17 protein-coding genes are annotated in these 17,047 nt (G+C 37.6%); 15 read left to right on the plus strand and 2 right to left on the minus strand.

Features of this window, described 5'->3' with window-relative positions:
- Positions 1-109: 109 nt before the first annotated feature.
- The 4 genes from AC1FXP_RS08765 to AC1FXP_RS08780 all read left to right on the plus strand — a co-directional run bounded on the left by AC1FXP_RS08765 (position 110) and on the right by AC1FXP_RS08780 (position 4,650).
- Complete coding sequence (locus AC1FXP_RS08765) at positions 110-1,252, plus strand: cysteine desulfurase family protein (RefSeq protein ID WP_480060968.1); 1,143 nt, start codon at positions 110-112, stop codon at positions 1,250-1,252.
- Complete coding sequence (thiI, locus tag AC1FXP_RS08770; RefSeq protein ID WP_480060424.1) at positions 1,249-2,451, plus strand: tRNA uracil 4-sulfurtransferase ThiI; 1,203 nt, start codon at positions 1,249-1,251, stop codon at positions 2,449-2,451. The genes AC1FXP_RS08765 and thiI overlap by 4 nt, the downstream gene beginning before the upstream one ends.
- A 257-nt stretch (positions 2,452-2,708) precedes the next feature.
- Positions 2,709-2,918, plus strand: coding sequence for an alpha/beta-type small acid-soluble spore protein (locus AC1FXP_RS08775; protein WP_480060426.1), 210 nt, complete (start codon positions 2,709-2,711; stop codon positions 2,916-2,918).
- Positions 2,919-3,060: 142 nt separating this feature from the next.
- On the plus strand, positions 3,061-4,650 hold the full coding sequence (locus AC1FXP_RS08780; protein WP_480060428.1) for an amidohydrolase: 1,590 nt from the start codon (positions 3,061-3,063) through the stop codon (positions 4,648-4,650).
- Positions 4,651-4,700: 50 nt separating this feature from the next.
- Here AC1FXP_RS08780 and AC1FXP_RS08785 read toward each other — a convergent pair whose 3' ends face one another.
- Complete coding sequence (locus AC1FXP_RS08785) at positions 4,701-5,510, minus strand: NAD kinase (RefSeq protein WP_480060430.1); 810 nt, start codon at positions 5,508-5,510, stop codon at positions 4,701-4,703.
- A gap of 100 nt (positions 5,511-5,610) precedes the next feature.
- On the opposite strand from AC1FXP_RS08785, the gene sppA reads away from it, so the two are divergent.
- From sppA to AC1FXP_RS08830, 9 genes are all read left to right on the plus strand, one after another.
- On the plus strand, positions 5,611-6,606 hold the full coding sequence (sppA, locus tag AC1FXP_RS08790; protein ID WP_480060432.1) for a signal peptide peptidase SppA: 996 nt from the start codon (positions 5,611-5,613) through the stop codon (positions 6,604-6,606).
- A 13-nt stretch (positions 6,607-6,619) separates the two neighbouring features.
- Positions 6,620-7,195, plus strand: coding sequence for an RDD family protein (locus tag AC1FXP_RS08795; RefSeq protein WP_480060434.1), 576 nt, complete (start codon positions 6,620-6,622; stop codon positions 7,193-7,195).
- 89 nt (positions 7,196-7,284) lie between these two features.
- Positions 7,285-7,944, plus strand: a complete 660-nt coding sequence (locus AC1FXP_RS08800; protein ID WP_480060436.1) for a DUF2953 domain-containing protein — start codon at positions 7,285-7,287, stop codon at positions 7,942-7,944.
- A 21-nt stretch (positions 7,945-7,965) separates the two neighbouring features.
- Entirely contained in the window at positions 7,966-8,433 is a 468-nt protein-coding gene (gene ytfJ, locus AC1FXP_RS08805; RefSeq protein ID WP_480060438.1) for a GerW family sporulation protein, read from the plus strand.
- A 113-nt stretch (positions 8,434-8,546) separates the two neighbouring features.
- Positions 8,547-9,047: a thiol peroxidase gene (gene tpx / locus AC1FXP_RS08810; protein ID WP_250096704.1), complete on the plus strand. Its 501-nt coding sequence runs from the start codon at positions 8,547-8,549 to the stop codon at positions 9,045-9,047.
- Positions 9,048-9,260: 213 nt separating this feature from the next.
- Entirely contained in the window at positions 9,261-10,250 is a 990-nt protein-coding gene (locus AC1FXP_RS08815; RefSeq protein WP_480060440.1) for a class I SAM-dependent methyltransferase, read from the plus strand.
- A gap of 212 nt (positions 10,251-10,462) precedes the next feature.
- The gene (locus AC1FXP_RS08820) at positions 10,463-11,650 is read left to right on the plus strand and encodes an acetate kinase (RefSeq protein ID WP_480060442.1); all 1,188 of its coding nucleotides are present in this window, start codon (positions 10,463-10,465) and stop codon (positions 11,648-11,650) included.
- Between the two features lie 148 nt (positions 11,651-11,798).
- The gene (locus AC1FXP_RS08825) at positions 11,799-12,755 is read left to right on the plus strand and encodes an HD domain-containing protein (RefSeq protein ID WP_480060444.1); all 957 of its coding nucleotides are present in this window, start codon (positions 11,799-11,801) and stop codon (positions 12,753-12,755) included.
- Positions 12,756-12,759: 4 nt separating this feature from the next.
- Positions 12,760-13,593 carry an EcsC family protein gene (locus AC1FXP_RS08830; protein ID WP_480060446.1) on the plus strand — a complete coding sequence of 278 codons (834 nt, stop codon included), beginning with the start codon at positions 12,760-12,762 and terminating at the stop codon, positions 13,591-13,593.
- 236 nt (positions 13,594-13,829) lie between these two features.
- Here the strand turns inward: AC1FXP_RS08830 and AC1FXP_RS08835 are convergent, their stop codons facing one another.
- A complete protein-coding gene (locus tag AC1FXP_RS08835) occupies positions 13,830-14,141 on the minus strand; it encodes a hypothetical protein (RefSeq protein WP_480060448.1) in 312 nt (103 codons plus the stop codon).
- A 237-nt stretch (positions 14,142-14,378) separates the two neighbouring features.
- On the opposite strand from AC1FXP_RS08835, the gene AC1FXP_RS08840 reads away from it, so the two are divergent.
- On the plus strand, positions 14,379-15,590 hold the full coding sequence (locus AC1FXP_RS08840) for an argininosuccinate synthase (RefSeq protein ID WP_480060450.1): 1,212 nt from the start codon (positions 14,379-14,381) through the stop codon (positions 15,588-15,590).
- A complete protein-coding gene (argH, locus tag AC1FXP_RS08845; RefSeq protein ID WP_480060452.1) occupies positions 15,590-16,966 on the plus strand; it encodes an argininosuccinate lyase in 1,377 nt (458 codons plus the stop codon). Before AC1FXP_RS08840 ends, argH begins: the two co-directional genes overlap by 1 nt.
- Positions 16,967-17,047: the final 81 nt, after the last annotated feature.

Below are 17,047 nucleotides of genomic sequence, written 5' to 3' on the forward strand. Positions count from 1 at the left end.
TATCATGTGAATAACTGGCAATATTGATAATGCACCTTGTTATTTAAAGATTTTATGCTAACATATATGGATGCGTAAAATAAAAAATGAGGTATAGGGGGAGTAAATGATGATTTACTTAGATAATAGTGCAACAACTAAACCGTTTCAGGAAGTGGTTGAAACGTATGCGAAAGTTGCATCGACCTACTTTGGAAATCCATCTTCCCTTCACACTCTCGGTATGCAGGCAGAAGGGTTAATTGGTGAATCTAGAAACCGTATTGCCCAACTACTTGGTGTAGGAGCTAATGAAATCATATTCACTTCTGGTGGAACAGAAGGAAATAATATAGCAATAAAAGGGACTGCTCAAGCAAAAAAAAATCGAGGAAAGCACATAATTACAACTCAAGTCGAACATGCATCAGCTAATGAGGCGTTTCTCCAGCTTGAAAAAGAAGGATTTGACGTAACGTATTTACCAGTTGATCAAGATGGTAGCGTATATCTAGAACAAATTAAAAAAGAAATTCGTTCAGATACAATCCTTGTTTCAATGATTCATGTAAACAATGAGACAGGAACGATCTTACCTATTGAAGAAATCGGTCAGCAGCTAAAAAGTTACCCTCAAATTCTTTTCCATGTTGATCATGTTCAAGGGGTCACGAAAGTCCCTTTAGAATTGTGTAAATCTGGAATAGACTTATGTACGTTTTCTGCTCATAAATTTCATGGACTAAAGGGAAATGGCTTTTTATTTGTTAGAGAAGGATTGAGAATTGATGCTCTCTTCCATGGCGGAGCGCAAGAAAGCCGCCTTAGAGCGGGTACGGAAAATGTAGCAGGGATTGTCGCAATGGCAAAAGCATTACGATTATCGTTTGAACAAGATAACAAACGAAAAGAACTCGAACAATTACGTCATTATTTGATTACACAGTTAAAGGAATTAGATGGAGTTGTTATTAATAGTCCAGAACATAAGGCAGCTCCTCATATCGTTAATTTCTCAATTCCAGGTGCGAAGCCAGAAGTAATTGTTCAATCATTAACAGCAAAAGACATCTATGTATCTACGAAATCAGCTTGTTCATCAAAGGCTTCAGAACCGAGCCGAGTCTTGCTAGCGATGGGTTTAAGTGAGGAAAGAGCAAACTCAGGAATACGTGTTAGTTTCTCTTTTGAAACAACGGCTGCTGAGTTGGATCAATTAATAGCTGAATTAAAAGTTATTATTCCGGAATTATTGGAGGTTGTAAATTCATGACATATGATCATATTTTAATTAGGTTTGGAGAGTTAGCCTTAAAAGGAAAAAATCGCTCCATCTTTGAAAAATCATTGCAGCAAAATATTAAAATGAGCTTAAAGTCATTTTCTAACTTACAAATTAAACGCACATATGGTCGAATTGTTATCGAATTAAATGGAGAAAACCACGAACTTGTTGTTGATAAATTAAAACACATTTTTGGTATCCATTCATTTAGTTTAGCATTGAAAGTCGAAAATGACATTGAATCGATGCAAAAAGGTGCTCTTCAAGTATTGAAGGATCATGAAGGTGTTCAAACCTTTAAAATTACTGCAAGAAGAGCTTATAAACCTTTTCCACTTGATACAATGCAGTTAAATCGGGAAATTGGCGGATATGTCTTAGCGAATTCGGATGGAATCACAGTGGATGTTCATAATCCAGACGTAGACATTCGAGTGGAAGTGCGTGAAACAGCAACCTACGTAACTTCAGGTTCTTATGCGGGAGCAGGAGGCTTGCCTGTAGGAACGAGTGGAAAAGTATTATTGTTATTATCGGGTGGAATTGATAGTCCGGTTGCTGGCTATTTAACGATGAAACGTGGAGCAAAAATTGAAGCTATTCATTTTCACAGCCCTCCATATACAAATGAGCGAGCAAAGCAAAAAGTTATTGATCTGTCAAAGGCATTGACGAGATATGGAAGCTCTGTCGTGTTGCATCTTGTCCCTTTTACAGATGTGCAAAAGCATATTCATCAACACATCCCAAGTAATTTACAAATGACAATTATGAGAAGAGTCATGCTTCGTATTAGTGAAAAAATTGCACAAGAACGAAAAATCCTTGCTCTTGCTACTGGAGAAAGTCTAGGACAAGTTGCGAGTCAAACGTTGCATAGTATGAATACAATTAACGAAGTGACGAACTTGCCAATCATCCGTCCGTTAGTTACAATGGATAAGCTTGAAGTCATTGATATTGCTAAAAAAATAGAAACGTATGAAACATCAATTTTACCATTTGAGGATTGCTGTACAATCTTCTTACCACCAGATTCAAAAACAAGACCAAAAAGAGAACAAGCTAATAAATACGAACAATACATCGAAGTAGAAAAATACGTAAACGATGCAGTTGAACGAACAGAAAAACTCATCCTAACAAGCTCAACACCAGTAAATAAAGATGTAGAAAATTTGTTTTAGTTTCATCAAAAAGGCGATCTTCCTTTTTGATGGAACGAAGCGCTGAGCGGAGCCGCTGCCGTCTTTTAAGCCTCAAGGAGCGATCTTCTCCTTGAGGCGCGCAGCGAGAGAAGCCAGCGCAAAGATGTTCGCACTATTCCCGCCAAAAGGGCAGTTAAATGGTGTTTTTGGTTATATTCTCAACAATTACCAGCTAACCTTGTGTATGTTTTGACCTTCTCCTACTCATTCTATGAGTACAGAAGGAGGTGAGAAACATGGCAAACAACAACAGCGGTAATTCAAACCAGCTTGTTGTACCTGGTGTACAACAAGCTCTAGATCAAATGAAGTATGAAATCGCTTCTGAATTTGGTGTTCAACTTGGAGCAGATGCTACTTCTCGTGCTAACGGTTCTGTTGGTGGAGAAATTACAAAGCGTCTAGTTCAAATGGCTGAACAACAAATGGGTGGTAGCATCCAATAATTAGATATATTATGGCTGAGAGAAGGGTGTTTAACTACACCCTTCTCTTTGTTTTTTGAGAAAATTACGTGAAAGTGACATAATAAAATATAAAGGATAAACGTGTTACATTTTTACATAGTAGTTGAGGAGGAAAGGTATCATGGGAACGCTTTGGTATAATGGAACGTTTTTTACAATGACAGAAGAAGGAGAAGCGGTTTCCGCTCTTTATGTTCAAGATGGTCGAATATATGATTTAGGTAACAAAGAAGATTTGGAAAATCGGTATGCTCATTTAATTGAGAGAAGGCATGATTTGTCTGGAGCCTTTGTTTATCCTGGATTTGTTGATAGTCACCTACATATTATCGGTCACGGTGAAAAGCTGATTCGGCTTGATCTATCTGAAGTGAACCAAGCCGAAGAAATGAGGTCTTTACTAGAGAGAAAGTATAACCAATCAAGCGGTGACCAATGGATTTTCGGGGAAGGTTGGAATGAAAATAACTTTCCTGATAGAAAAATATTTCATCGCTTGGAACTAGATGAAATATCACCAAATAAACCAATGTTTTTAACAAGAGTATGTCGACATGCGGCGCTTGTAAACACAAAGGCTTTAGATATGGCAGGGATAACAAAGGAAACAAAAGACCCAACGGGGGGAGTCATTGTTCGTGATGACCATGGAGAGCCAACTGGGTTTCTTCTTGATACAGCAGCGGACTTAGTGAAAGAAAAAATTCCAAAAGTCACAGATGAATATGTGAATCACGCTCTTCAAGTAGCAGTTAACGATTTATTACGAGTAGGGTTAGTTGGTGGTCATACAGAGGATCTACATTACTATGGAGGATTTAAACAAACGTTTGATCAATTTATGAATGTCATAGACGGCAAACAAACGAAATTTCGTGCTCATCTCCTTGTTCATCATGAAGCAATCGATGAAATGGAAAAAGAAAATTATGATAAAGGGTCAATCACACCTTTTATTGAACTTGGCGCAGTGAAAATATTCTCCGATGGCGCGCTTGGAGGGAGAACGGCTTATTTACGTAGTCCCTACACTGATGACCCATCAACATCAGGTGTAGCAATACATACGGAAGAAAGTTTACTGATGCTTGTAAGAGAGGCACGAAAAAAGAATCGGCCTGTTGCCATTCATACGATTGGAGATGCTGCTATTGATATGGCTCTAACAGCTCTAGAGCAATATCCAGTGACAGAAGGAAGAGACCGACTGATCCATGTTCAAGTAGTCGATGATACGCTAATTGAACGAATGAAGAAGTTGTCGGTGATTCTCGACCTGCAACCAAGATTTGTTGCTTCGGATTTTCCTTGGGTGATGGAACGATTAGGAGAGGAACGAATTAAATATTCGTTTGCGTGGAAAACGTTACTTGAAAATGGGTTACACTGCGCTGGTGGTTCAGATGCACCAATTGAGCCTGTTGATCCACTTCTTGGAATTCATGCGGCCGTAACGAGAACTCGAATAGGAGAGAATCATGAAGGGTACTTACCAGAGCAAAAACTTACCCCGTTTGAAGCAGTACAACTTTTTACATCAGGAAGTGCATATGCAATTGAAAAGGAAAATGAACGAGGAAAAATAGCTAAGGGCTTTGTTGCGGATTTCACGATTCTTGATCAAAACTTATTTACAGTTAAACCTGATGAAATTTTAACTACGAACGTGGTAATGACTGTTGTAGATAATACAATTATGTATGAAAAATAATAAATGGCCTGTCCGAGAGTTTTCAGAACGGACAGGCTTAATTTGTATAGTTATTTTGGTTTACTTAGAAAATTCCTTTGCACTTTTTCCCAAAAAGAGTTGTTTTTTAATTTTAATACTTTAATTGATTGATCAGCAAGACGGAGTTTTAATTGTTTGGCATGACGAATACTAAGTGCTTCATTATCTACTCCAACAATAGGGTGATCATTTCCATCTTGGACGACTTTTAATGTTAATGATCTGTTTTGTCCAAGGAGAAAGGATGTACCAAGTGTACGATATTGGTTGTTATTTAATGAAGCGATTTCACTAACTTGTAAAGAAGGAAGGGTTGGATCGACAACAGCCCCATTAACAGACATGTTATAAGCCGTGCTTCCAGTTGGTGTGGATACGATCATACCATCCCCTCGGAATGTTTCAAAATGCAAATCGTCAATAAATACATCAATGACAAATGTTTTGATTACATTTGAACGAATTGAGCATTCATTTAAGCAAAAAAATGGTTTCTCGTTATCTACTGTCACTTCAAGAATTGGATAACGTCGTACTTCCACCTCAGCGTTTTTCATAGCTTGAATCATTTGTTCCATGTTTTGAATAGAAAAATCCGTATAAAATCCTAACGAATCCGCGCTAACTCCTACATATAGGCAATCTTGCTGAAAGCCAGTCTTTCGAGTTGCTTGCAAAAAAGCATTATCACCGCCTATGCTTGCAATAATATTTGCCTCTTCAACATTAGAAACGATGTTAAATTCATTCTCCTCAGCAAGAGTACGTAACTGATTTACGATTTCTTCCATTTCATTTATACGCTTATAGGATAAATACAGGTTGGTTCTAGATGGCACAATTTTCATCCTCTCTGAAATGTCCTTTTATCAATTTTATGTTATCATATCCATTGATTGGGAAAAAGAAACGAAAAAGTGAAATTAGAGGAGTGAGGGAATGAGTCGTAAACGTTGGCTAGCATTAATTGCTGTGGCTATGCTATTGGTGGTTTCGCTCGTGGTAAATGCAGCGACATCCATGATTTTTTCAAATACGAGTTCGTTTATGGATTCCATGGGACATGATTGGACTGAACAAATCATTGAGACAGGGGAAGAATTTGGAGGTCAAATTGTTGTATTAGAAGTTAATGGGGTCATCCAAGATGTAGGCGATGAAGGTTTTTTTGCACCAACTGGTTATAGACATCAAATGTTCTTGTCGCAAATTGAACAAGCGGGGAAGGATCCAAATGTTGAAGGGATTATTATTCGAGTAAATACCCCAGGTGGTGGCGTTGTGGAAAGTGCTGAAATACACGAGAAAATTGTTGAAGCCCAAACGACTTATGATAAGCCAATCTATGTTTCAATGGGAAGTATGGCAGCCTCAGGAGGATATTACATAGCTGCACCAGCTGATAAAATTGTAGCCAACCCTCAAACGATAACCGGGTCAATTGGTGTCATAATGGAATCAATTAACGTAACAGAACTAGCTGAAAATTATGGAGTGAAAGTGAATACAATTAAAAGTGGTCCATATAAAGATATTATGTCTGCAACAAGAGAAATGACGGAAGAAGATAGAGCAATCCTTCAATCTTTAATTGATGAATCGTATGATGAGTTTGTTCGAGTCATTGCAGAGGGAAGAAACATGAGTGAGTCTGAAGTTCGTACAATTGGGGACGGACGAATTTATAGTGGAAATCAAGCTTTGGAGCTTGATTTAATTGACGAGCTTGGAACTTTAGATGATACGATTGCTATGATGCAAGAACATGTTGGAAATTTTGATGTGATTAAATATGAGCCGCATATTGGTTTCCCTGGCTTTCTTTCTTTATCGATGAAGCAATTGTTCGGTAATGATACTGGAGAACTAGCAACACTTGAACGAATCTTAGCTACACATCGTTCACCAAGTTTAAAATATATCTATACAGATTAAGGAGGGGAGAACATTGAGTCAATTAGTTGCACGAGCACTTCCACCAAAACGAAAACGTATCGTCAACAGTCGTTTACGAAATCGAATGGTTCAAGACATTCATTCTCCTCCTGAAATTAATAAAGATGTGGAGAAAGCAGAAACCTCCCTATATTTTGCCGGCTTTTGGATGCGGCTTTGGGCATTTCTTCTAGATATGATAACAGTATTCTCATTAAATGGATTACTTGTATACCCACTGCTGCGGCTAACGAATGTAAATGGATTGTTATCACTTGGTCCCTTCAACCTTGAGACAGTCTTATCAGCTGTCGTATTCTTCTTATATTTTGCGATTATGACAAAAGTTTACGGTCAAACCATTGGGAAGATGATTATGGGGCTCCGCGTGATCTCGTTAAAGAACGAGGAATTAAGTTGGACACAAATTATTTTTCGAGAAGGCGTTGGGCGCTTCATACATCAATCTTTCTTTTTACTTTATGTTATTTACGTTATGGTTGCTTTTACAACAAAAAAACAAGGCCTTCATGATGTGATTGCAGATACATGCGTTATACATGAACGTGATGAACCGTCCATTATGTAAGTTTGAATAAACCTGCCAAAACTGGCAGGTTTATTCTGTATAAAAAAGGAGAAACTAGGTACAATCGAACTTTGTAAAAGGGGTATTGTATGGTTTGGATGATAATTATTTCAGCACTAATAATCTTGTTTACCATCATAATTTTTTCAAAGGTGAAGATTTATGTAGATTATCGACATAATCAAGATGATGACTTACTTGATGCCAAAGTCACGTTTTGGGGGATGAGAATTTATACATTTTCGGCACCTGTAATAAAAATTGATGATGATTCCGCTTCTTTAATTGTAGAAGAAGAACAAAAAATTGCGGGCATTGAATCAAAAAAAGCAATTCCTGTAACGCCAGAATTGCTTCAAGATTATTTTCGATGGTTTAAAGATTTTTTAGACCATGTAGTCGGACTGCATAAAATCGTAAGGAAATTTTTAAAAAAGGTCAGCGTGAATTCTTTTACGTGGCATACAGATATTGGGGTTGGTGATGCAGCTCATACGGCTCAACTGGCTGGAGCAATTTGGGGTGTGAAAGGGAATATTATTGGATTAGTTGGCAACTATATGAGAATGAAGTTCATGCCAAAGCTAACAATAGATCCACATTTTCAAGCGATGGTATCTCATACGTACCTTTCATGCATGTTTTCGTTCAGAATCGGACATGCTATCGTTGCAGGTCTAATGTTACTCAAGCATTGGAGACGAAGACCGAAAATGTCTAAAACAAATTCGGTTGAAAAAAATATGTAATTTATGAAGGAGGAAACGATCATGACAGACCATCCTATTCAAGGTTTAATGAAGACGGCTATGGAAAATTTAAAAGAAATGGTCGATGTAAACACAATTGTTGGTGACCCAGTTGAGACTCCTGATGGCAGTGTCATTATGCCCGTATCTAAAGTAGGTTTCGGTTTTGCAGCTGGTGGTAGTGAATTTGTTATCGAAGAACGTGGCCCAAAAGAAGAGCATAAACATCCTTTTGGTGGAGGTAGTGGTGGTGGAGTATCCATTACACCGATTGCCTTTTTAGTTGTAAACAGTGAAGGTGTTAAGATGGTACATTTAGATAGCAACACTCATTTGTATGAGAAGTTACTTGATTTTGCTCCACAAGTTGTTGAAAAAATCCAACAAATGGTTGGTAATAACAATAATAGCAACAGTGGTTCTAACGAGAGCTCTACTACTGTTACAAGTACAACAACAACAAATCCAAATAACCAATCACCACTTTAAAGAATGGGGACAACCCCATTCTTTTCTAATTAGAAGTTTTATGCATATAACTGGCATATTTTCCTAGCCTCATGTAAGATGAACTTGTACATAATGAATAGGAGGGGTAACAAATGGCTGAAATTACGTTTAAGAATAATCCGGTTACACTATTAGGTACTGAAGTAAAGGTTGGAGAAAAAGCACCCAATTTTACGGTTCTAGCGAATGACTTATCAGAAGTTACTTTAGATGATTCAAAGGGGAAGGTACGCTTAATCAGTGTCGTTCCGTCAATTGATACGGGAGTGTGTGATCAACAAACACGTCGCTTTAACGAGGAAGCGGCAGGACTTGAAAATACACAAGTGTTAACAGTCAGCGTCGACTTACCATTTGCTCAAAAGCGTTGGTGTGCAGCTGCAGGAATTGAAAATGTTCAAACGGTTTCCGACCATCGTGATCTTTCATTTGGAGAAGCGTTTGGCGTTGCGATCAAAGAATTACGTCTGTTAGCTCGTGCAGTATTTGTTATCGATTCTAATGATGTTGTTACGTATGCTGAGTACGTTTCAGAAGCAACGAACCATCCTGATTATGAAGCGGCAATTGAAGCTTGTAAATCTGCAAAATAATAATAATCATGAGGGTCTGCCTGACTAGCTAAAGACAAAATGTTAAGCTAGAGGGTGGACCTTTTCTATTTTCTTTCTACCTGTGCAGCTAACTTTCTGTATGAAAGAGTAGCTATCTGTTAAAAATGGATTAGTACTGAATCAAAGTAGTATTGATAACTCAATTTTGCTAAAATAGTGGGATGAAGTGAGTGTTAAAAGGGGAGAAGGTTCTTGAATAGTACGAAAATGGAAGAATTATATACATATATAGATGATGTAGCATTTTATTTAGAGACGAATGGGGAAGTGACGTATTTAGAAGGACTCGCAGAAGCTGGAGAAAATCTTTTTAGTGGAGAAGTATGTCAAAGTGTCAATCCAGAACAAAAAGAGTGGCTTTTTGATAAATTGAGCAGTATGGACATGGAAAGTGTTTCAAAAGAGGATATAAGAAAAGCCTTTCAACTAGCAGTATTAAAAGGGATGAAAGGGGCAGTACAGCCTCACCACTCTATGACGCCTGATGCTGTATGCTTATTTTTAAGCTATCTAGTTAATAAAGTGCTTGATAAGAGTGAAGAACCTGCCGTACTTTTAGATTTAGCTGCAGGTTCAGGTAATTTAGTAAATGCCATTTTAAATCAATCCAATAAACGTCTTTCAGCTGCTGCTTTCGAGGTAGATGAGACGTTGTTAAAGCTAGCATTTGTTAGTGCTAATTTACAAAAGCATGAGCTTCAGTTGTTTCATCAAGACAGTGTTGAACCGATTGCTTTTCAAGAAGTGGATCTAGTCGTAACAGATTTGCCTGTAGGTTATTATCCAAAAGATCAAATAGCGCATGACTATGTAAATAAAGCAGAAGAAGGTCACTCATTTATTCATCATTTAATGATTGAGCAAGCCATCAATAAGACAAAAGCTGGTGGATTTTTGTTCTTTCTTGTTCCTAATTTCCTTTTTCAAAGTGAACAAGCTAAGCAGTTGCATGAATATGTGAAAGGTGAGGCGAACATTTTAGGATTGCTGCAGTTGCCAAAGAGTATGTTTCAATCTGAACAATTTGGAAAAAGTATCTTTATGCTTCAAAAGAAAGGGGAACAAACTAGACAGCCGAAGCAGGCACTTCTAGCAGAACTTCCTTCTTTCAACAAAAAAGATTCACTTGCTGATATGATGAAGCAAATAAATAAGTGGTTTCAGGAAGAGTTACGTATATAAAATAGAAAGAGTGTGACCTTAAGCTTGAAGGTACACTCTTTTTTTGCTTTTAAATAACTACTGTTTTAAAAAAGCGATTTCATTTCTGAAAATAAAGAATATAGACGAAAAAAGTAGAAAAAAGGCGAATAAACTTGAAATGATGAATCGCTGGTGCTTAAATGGAAGAGGATAAAAGAAGTTAAAGAGGAAAAAAGGAGCGGTCAAAGCGAATGGCAAAAATTATTGCAATTAATGCAGGTAGTTCTTCATTGAAATTTCAACTTTTAAATATGCCTGAAGAAACAGTTGTTACAAAAGGTTTAGTAGAACGTATTGGTTTAGAAGATGGTGTATTTACCATTGAAGTAAATGGAGAGAAGAATACAGAAACATTGGATATCCCTAATCACGCTGTTGCTGTAAAAACGTTACTAAATAAGCTAACAGGCCTTGGAATTATTCAATCTCTTGATGAAATTGATGGAATTGGTCACCGTGTTGTACATGGTGGAGAGAAGTTTAATGATTCTATTTTAATAACGGATGAAGTGTTGGCAGGAATTGAGGAAGTGTCTGAGCTAGCCCCTTTACATAACCCTGCTAACGTAGTTGGAATTAAAGCGTTTAAAGAAGTATTACCAAATGTACCAGCTGTAGCTGTATTTGATACAGCATTTCATCAGTCGATGCCTGAATCTTCTTTCTTGTATAGTTTGCCGTATGAATATTATGAGAAATATGGAATTCGCAAATATGGGTTCCATGGTACATCACACAAATATGTATCAGAGCGTGCAGCAGAACTACTAGGTCGCCCTATTGAGCAACTACGCTTGCTGTCATGTCACTTAGGAAATGGAGCAAGTATCGCAGCCATAGAAGGAGGTAAATCAATTGATACGTCAATGGGGTTTACTCCACTTGCAGGTGTAACAATGGGAACACGTTCAGGGAATATTGATCCTGCGTTAATTCCATATATTATGGAAAAAACAGGCCAAGACGCTAACGGTGTCTTAGATACGTTAAATAAACGTAGTGGACTACTAGGTGTTTCTGGTTTCTCAAGTGATCTTCGTGACATTGAAGGAGAAGCGAAGAGTGGTAACGAACGTGCTGAATTAGCTCTTGAAGTATTTACTTCACGTATTCACAAATATATTGGCTCTTATGCGGCTCGTATGAGCGGTGTAGATGCAATTATTTTCACGGCAGGTATTGGAGAAAATAGTGATGTCATTCGTGAGCGTGTATTAAAAGGTTTAGAGTTCATGGGTGTTTATTGGGATCCAGCTTTAAACAAAGTTCGTGGGAAAGAAGCCTTTATTAACTACCCTCATTCTCCAGTAAAAGTAATTATTATTCCAACAAATGAAGAAGTAATGATTGCACGAGATACAGTTCGTTTATCAAAGTAATAAAACGAGTATCCTCAAACCCTCCGATTCTTAGGAGGGTTTTTCTTTATCCATTTGTTTTTGCTTTTATGACGTATCAACGCTATCATTAGACTGAAATCTTACTATGGCGCATAGAATGGAGAATGAGCGATAGGGGGGATTGCAATTGTTACAGTTGCAAGAAGGAGAAACAATTACAACTTTTTTTCTTATCAAAGAGAGAGAAATAAAACAAGCATCAAATGGTAGTGATTATGCGAACTTTAAGCTAGAGAGAAACTTAGAGGTCATTCCTGCAAGACTATGGGACATTACTGCAGATCAAATAGATCTACTGCAAAGAAAAACGATCGTAAAAGTAGAGGGTACCGTTGTTAATTATCGTGAAAAATTACATTTGGCGATTCAAAGAATTCGTCTTGCTACAGAAGCAGACCAAGTTAATGTTTCAGAATTAATTTCTAAAAAGGGAGTTCAGAGAGAGGCTCTTTGGCATGAGCTCAGGTTAATGATGGAAGAAGTTGAATCGGAGACAATGCGTCAGGTCATTAAACAGTTATATAGCCGTAAAGCGTTGAGAGAAAAATTAACAACTATTCCAGCCTCTAAAAACTATCATCATACGTATTATGCTGGATTGCTTGATCATATCGTTCATGTCACACAATCTGCCCTTCAGCTTTTACCCCTATATCCAAAAATTAATAAAAGCATTGTTATCGCAACGTGTCTCATTCATGATCTAGGAAAAACAGAGGTTTTTACAGAGGCGGTTGCACCAGAGTATTCATCGGCAGGAGAGTTTTTAGGACATATAGCACTAAGTCTCGAACTCGTGCAAGATGCAGCAAAAGAAGCAGGAATCCCAAGGGGAAATGACGAATTATTAGCTTTAAAGCATTGTATAGCCAGTCAATACGGGGATGTAAGTCAAGGATTTGGAAGTACGGCCTCTCCGAAAACTGCGGAAGCAATCTTTTTTCAGCATATTAAACAAATGAATGCGACATTACAAGCTTTTGAAATGGTACAAGAGAGAGCAAATGAACAATGGGTGTATTCCCCAATGTTAAAAAGAAAATTGTATACGAATATGTATGATCATAGTAATAAAGAGGGATAAAACAATGAGAAAAACAAACCAATTACAAATGCGACTACACGAAATAAACGAATGGGAAGAAACATTCTTTTCATATGAAACGACAGATCTTAAAACAACGTATACTAGGTGGACAGAGCAAGTTTTTGATCAGTTAGGTGAGAAGACTAAAAAAAAGTGGCTTACAGCCATGGATACATGCTTATTGCATTTGCAAGCTTGGCTACACCATTCTAGGTCCTATGAAGAAACGAAACGAAGAGTCATCTCTCATGCACGTACGTTCGATCCTACAATTTCAACGATAGATGACTTACAAAGTCTCCCGCTAGAGCAATTAGACTATTTAGCAGATCAGTTAATGGCAAAGCAAAGATTGCTTGCTTTAGGTCAAGGCGGGTTAACTGGAATGGGAGGGGCCTTTCTCTTGCTTTCAGATTTACCCGCTTTAGCAGTTATCCAGCTACGCTCTCTGCAGCACCTTGCTTTAGTTTATGGATATGATGTGAGACGTCCTGTCGAGTTAATGAATATGTTAAAGCTATTTTATGTTGCAACAATTCCAAACTCCTACCAAGCAACGGAATGGGACAAGTTAATTACTGAAGTGGAAGAACAAGACCGGGATCATGTCTTTTATAGTGGAGATGATGTCATTTTGAAAGACGCCATTTTTGAACAACTAACAAAACAACTTGTGAAAAGCTTTGTTATTACTATGCTTAAAAAGAAACTTATTCAAGGTGTTCCTTTAGTTGGAATAGTAGTAGGTGCCGGCATGAACTATCGCTTCTCCCAACAAGTCATTGATGTTGGACAACATTTTTACCAAAAGCGTCGATTAATAGAAGAAATGTAAAAAAAGAGCTGTCTGAGATGAGATGTTTCAGACAGCTTTTTTAGAGGGGAATGAAAAAGGCAAACCGTCCTTTTAAGTGCCCAAGGTAGCAATGGCTCCACTCGATGCGCGCCTTCTATGAGAAGCCCATACATAGAAGGCTATTTAAAATATTGCACATTCCCCTCTTTTTTTCTTGTTTATTGAATTTTTTAGGGAATACAGGCAACATCTGTGGTGGTTTTACTATGATGTTACTAGGCAGCTGTTGGTGTAAGCGTTGGTGTGGTGCGGAACCAAATCCATAAGTCATTAATCATTGAAGCGAGTTCAGCCATCTCCAAGTTTAATTCACAAGAACGCTCAAAATCTTCTTCTGAAGTTAATTGGTTGTGGACCAACTCTATTTGTCGTTCAATTTCTTTAACCCGGTCAGGAATGGTTCCTCTGATCGTTTCCCACCTTGCTAAAACCTTCTCTTGACTGTCTCTATCTAGTTCAGTCCAAGATTCTTGGATAACAGGCAAGGACAGACGAAGTCGTGAATCATAATTGAATATTTCACTCATGTAATCACCTCAATGTCAATTTTAAAAGAGGAAGACGAAAAATGGAAACAAAAACAAAAAAAAAAGCAAAAAATATACTTGCCAAAACCAATCACCCCTGTTAAAGTTATGAATATTAATAAGAATTGTGTTTGGTTTTATGCAAAGAAGTGCAAGCAAGTATAGCACTCATTTTTTTGAATAAGGATGTATAAAAATAATATTTGAAGTATTAATATTCATTGGAGGTTTTGAGAAATGAGCAAAGAGAAAGTAGTTTTAGCATATTCAGGCGGGTTAGATACATCAGTTGCAATCAAATGGTTAGCAGATAAAGGTTATGACGTTATTGCAGTTGGATTAGATGTAGGTGAAGGAAAAGATTTAGACTTTGTTAAACAAAAAGCTTTAAATGTAGGTGCCATTGAGTCTTATTCAATTGATGCAAAAAAAGAATTTGCTGAGGATTTTGTTTTACCAACATTACAAGCTCATACAATGTATGAAGAAAAATACCCACTAGTATCGGCTCTTTCTCGCCCGCTTATTTCTAAAAAGCTTGTAGAAATTGCTGAGAAAACAGGTGCTTCTGCTGTTGCACACGGTTGTACAGGAAAAGGTAATGACCAAGTTCGTTTTGAAGTTTCTATTCAAGCGTTAAATCCTAATTTAAAAGTCCTTGCTCCTGTTCGTGAGTGGGGTTGGTCACGTGACGAGGAAATAGCTTATGCAAAAGAAAATAACATTCCAATTCCGATTGATTTGGATAATCCTTACTCAGTTGACCAAAACTTATGGGGACGTGCAAATGAGTGTGGAATTTTAGAAGACCCATGGGCTACTCCACCAGAAGGTGCGTATGAGTTAACAAATGCTATTGAAAATACACCAGATCAAGCTGAAATTGTTGAAATTGGTTTTGAGCAAGGAGTACCTGTTACATTAAATGGAAAATCATATCAATTAGATCAATTAATTCTTGAGTTAAATCAAGTAGCTGGTAAGCATGGTGTTGGACGTATTGACCATGTGGAGAACCGTCTTGTTGGAATTAAGTCTCGTGAAGTGTATGAGTGCCCAGGAGCGATGACGTTAATTAAAGCGCACAAAGAGCTTGAAGATATAACGTTAACGAAAGAAGTTGCACACTTTAAACCAGTTATTTCTAAGAAGTTATCTGAAGTGATCTACGATGGTCTTTGGTTCTCACCAATCACAAAAGCATTGCAAGCATTTTTAGAAGAAACGCAAAAAACTGTAACAGGTGTTGTTCGTGTTAAATTATTTAAAGGGCATGCGATCGTGGAAGGACGTAAATCACCGAATTCTTTATACAATGAAAAACTTGCTACGTATTCAACGAATGATGAGTTTGATCACAGTGCAGCAGTTGGTTTCATTTCATTATGGGGTTTATCAACAAAAGTAAATAGCATGGTGAACAAAGAGAAGAAGGAGGTCACTCAGTAGTGGCTAAACTTTGGGGTGGACGTTTTACAAAAACAGCTGAAGAGTGGGTCGATGCATTTGGTGCATCGATCGGCTTCGATCAAGCACTAGTTGATGAAGATATTGAAGGAAGTCTTGCACATGTCACAATGCTTGGCAAATGTGGCATTCTTCCAGCGGAAGAAGTAGAACAGATTAAAGCAGGACTTAACACATTACGTGAAAAAGCTAAGAACGGAGAACTAGAGTTTTCTGTTTCTGAAGAGGACATTCATTTAAATCTTGAAAAGATGCTTATTGATGAAATCGGTCCAGTTGGTGGAAAGCTGCATACAGGGCGCAGTAGGAATGATCAAGTTGCAACGGATATGCATCTTTATTTACGAAACAACACGAAAGAAATCATGGGAGCAGTAAAGAAGTTACAAGAAGCGTTGTATAATCAAGCAACGAATCATGTTGAAACATTAATACCTGGTTACACACATCTTCAACGTGCTCAACCTGTTTCTTTTGCTCATCATCTTCTAGCTTATTTTTGGATGCTAGAGCGCGATTATGGCCGTTATGAAGACAGTATGAAACGGTTGAACATCTCACCACTTGGAGCAGGTGCATTAGCTGGTACAACGTTTCCGATTGACCGAGCGTATTCTGCCGAGCTATTAGGTTTCGATGATATTTATCATAATAGTCTTGATGCGGTGAGTGATCGAGACTTTATTGTTGAGTTTTTAAGTGCCTCTTCTGTTCTAATGATGCATTTGTCTCGTCTTTGTGAGGAGTTAATTCTTTGGTCAACACAGGAATTTCAGTTTATTGAGATGGATGATTCGTTTGCAACAGGCAGCAGCATTATGCCGCAGAAGAAGAACCCAGATATGGCTGAGTTAATCCGTGGAAAAACAGGACGGGTCTATGGAAATCTTTTCTCATTATTAACAACATTAAAAGGATTACCGTTAGCTTATAACAAAGATATGCAAGAAGATAAGGAAGGGATGTTTGACACAGTTGAAACAGTCAAAGGTTCACTTAATATCTTTGCTGGCATGATTGAAACGATGACAGTTAATACAGATACAATGGAAAAAGCTGTTCATCAAGACTTCTCAAATGCAACAGAGCTTGCTGATTATTTAGCAACAAAGGGGATGCCTTTTAGAGAAGCGCATGAAGTAGTAGGAAAACTAGTACTTGTTGCGATACAAAAAGGTGTGTTCTTGCTAGATCTACCTTTCTCAGACTACAAAGAAGCCAGCAATTTATTTAATGAAGATATCTTTGATGTTCTACATCCAAAAACAGTTGTTGCTCGTCGAAATAGTGCAGGAGGAACTGGATTTGATCAAGTGAAAGTAGCCCTTAAGAAGGCTGAAAAATGCTTAAATATTTAAGAGAAGGTTTGCTTATGTGAACACATAAAACTAGTTGGTCTGCCCCATACTAAGTAGGCGATTGAATACTTAGAAGGGGGT

The organism is Halalkalibacter sp. HAAS-P013 (genome assembly GCF_056619925.1).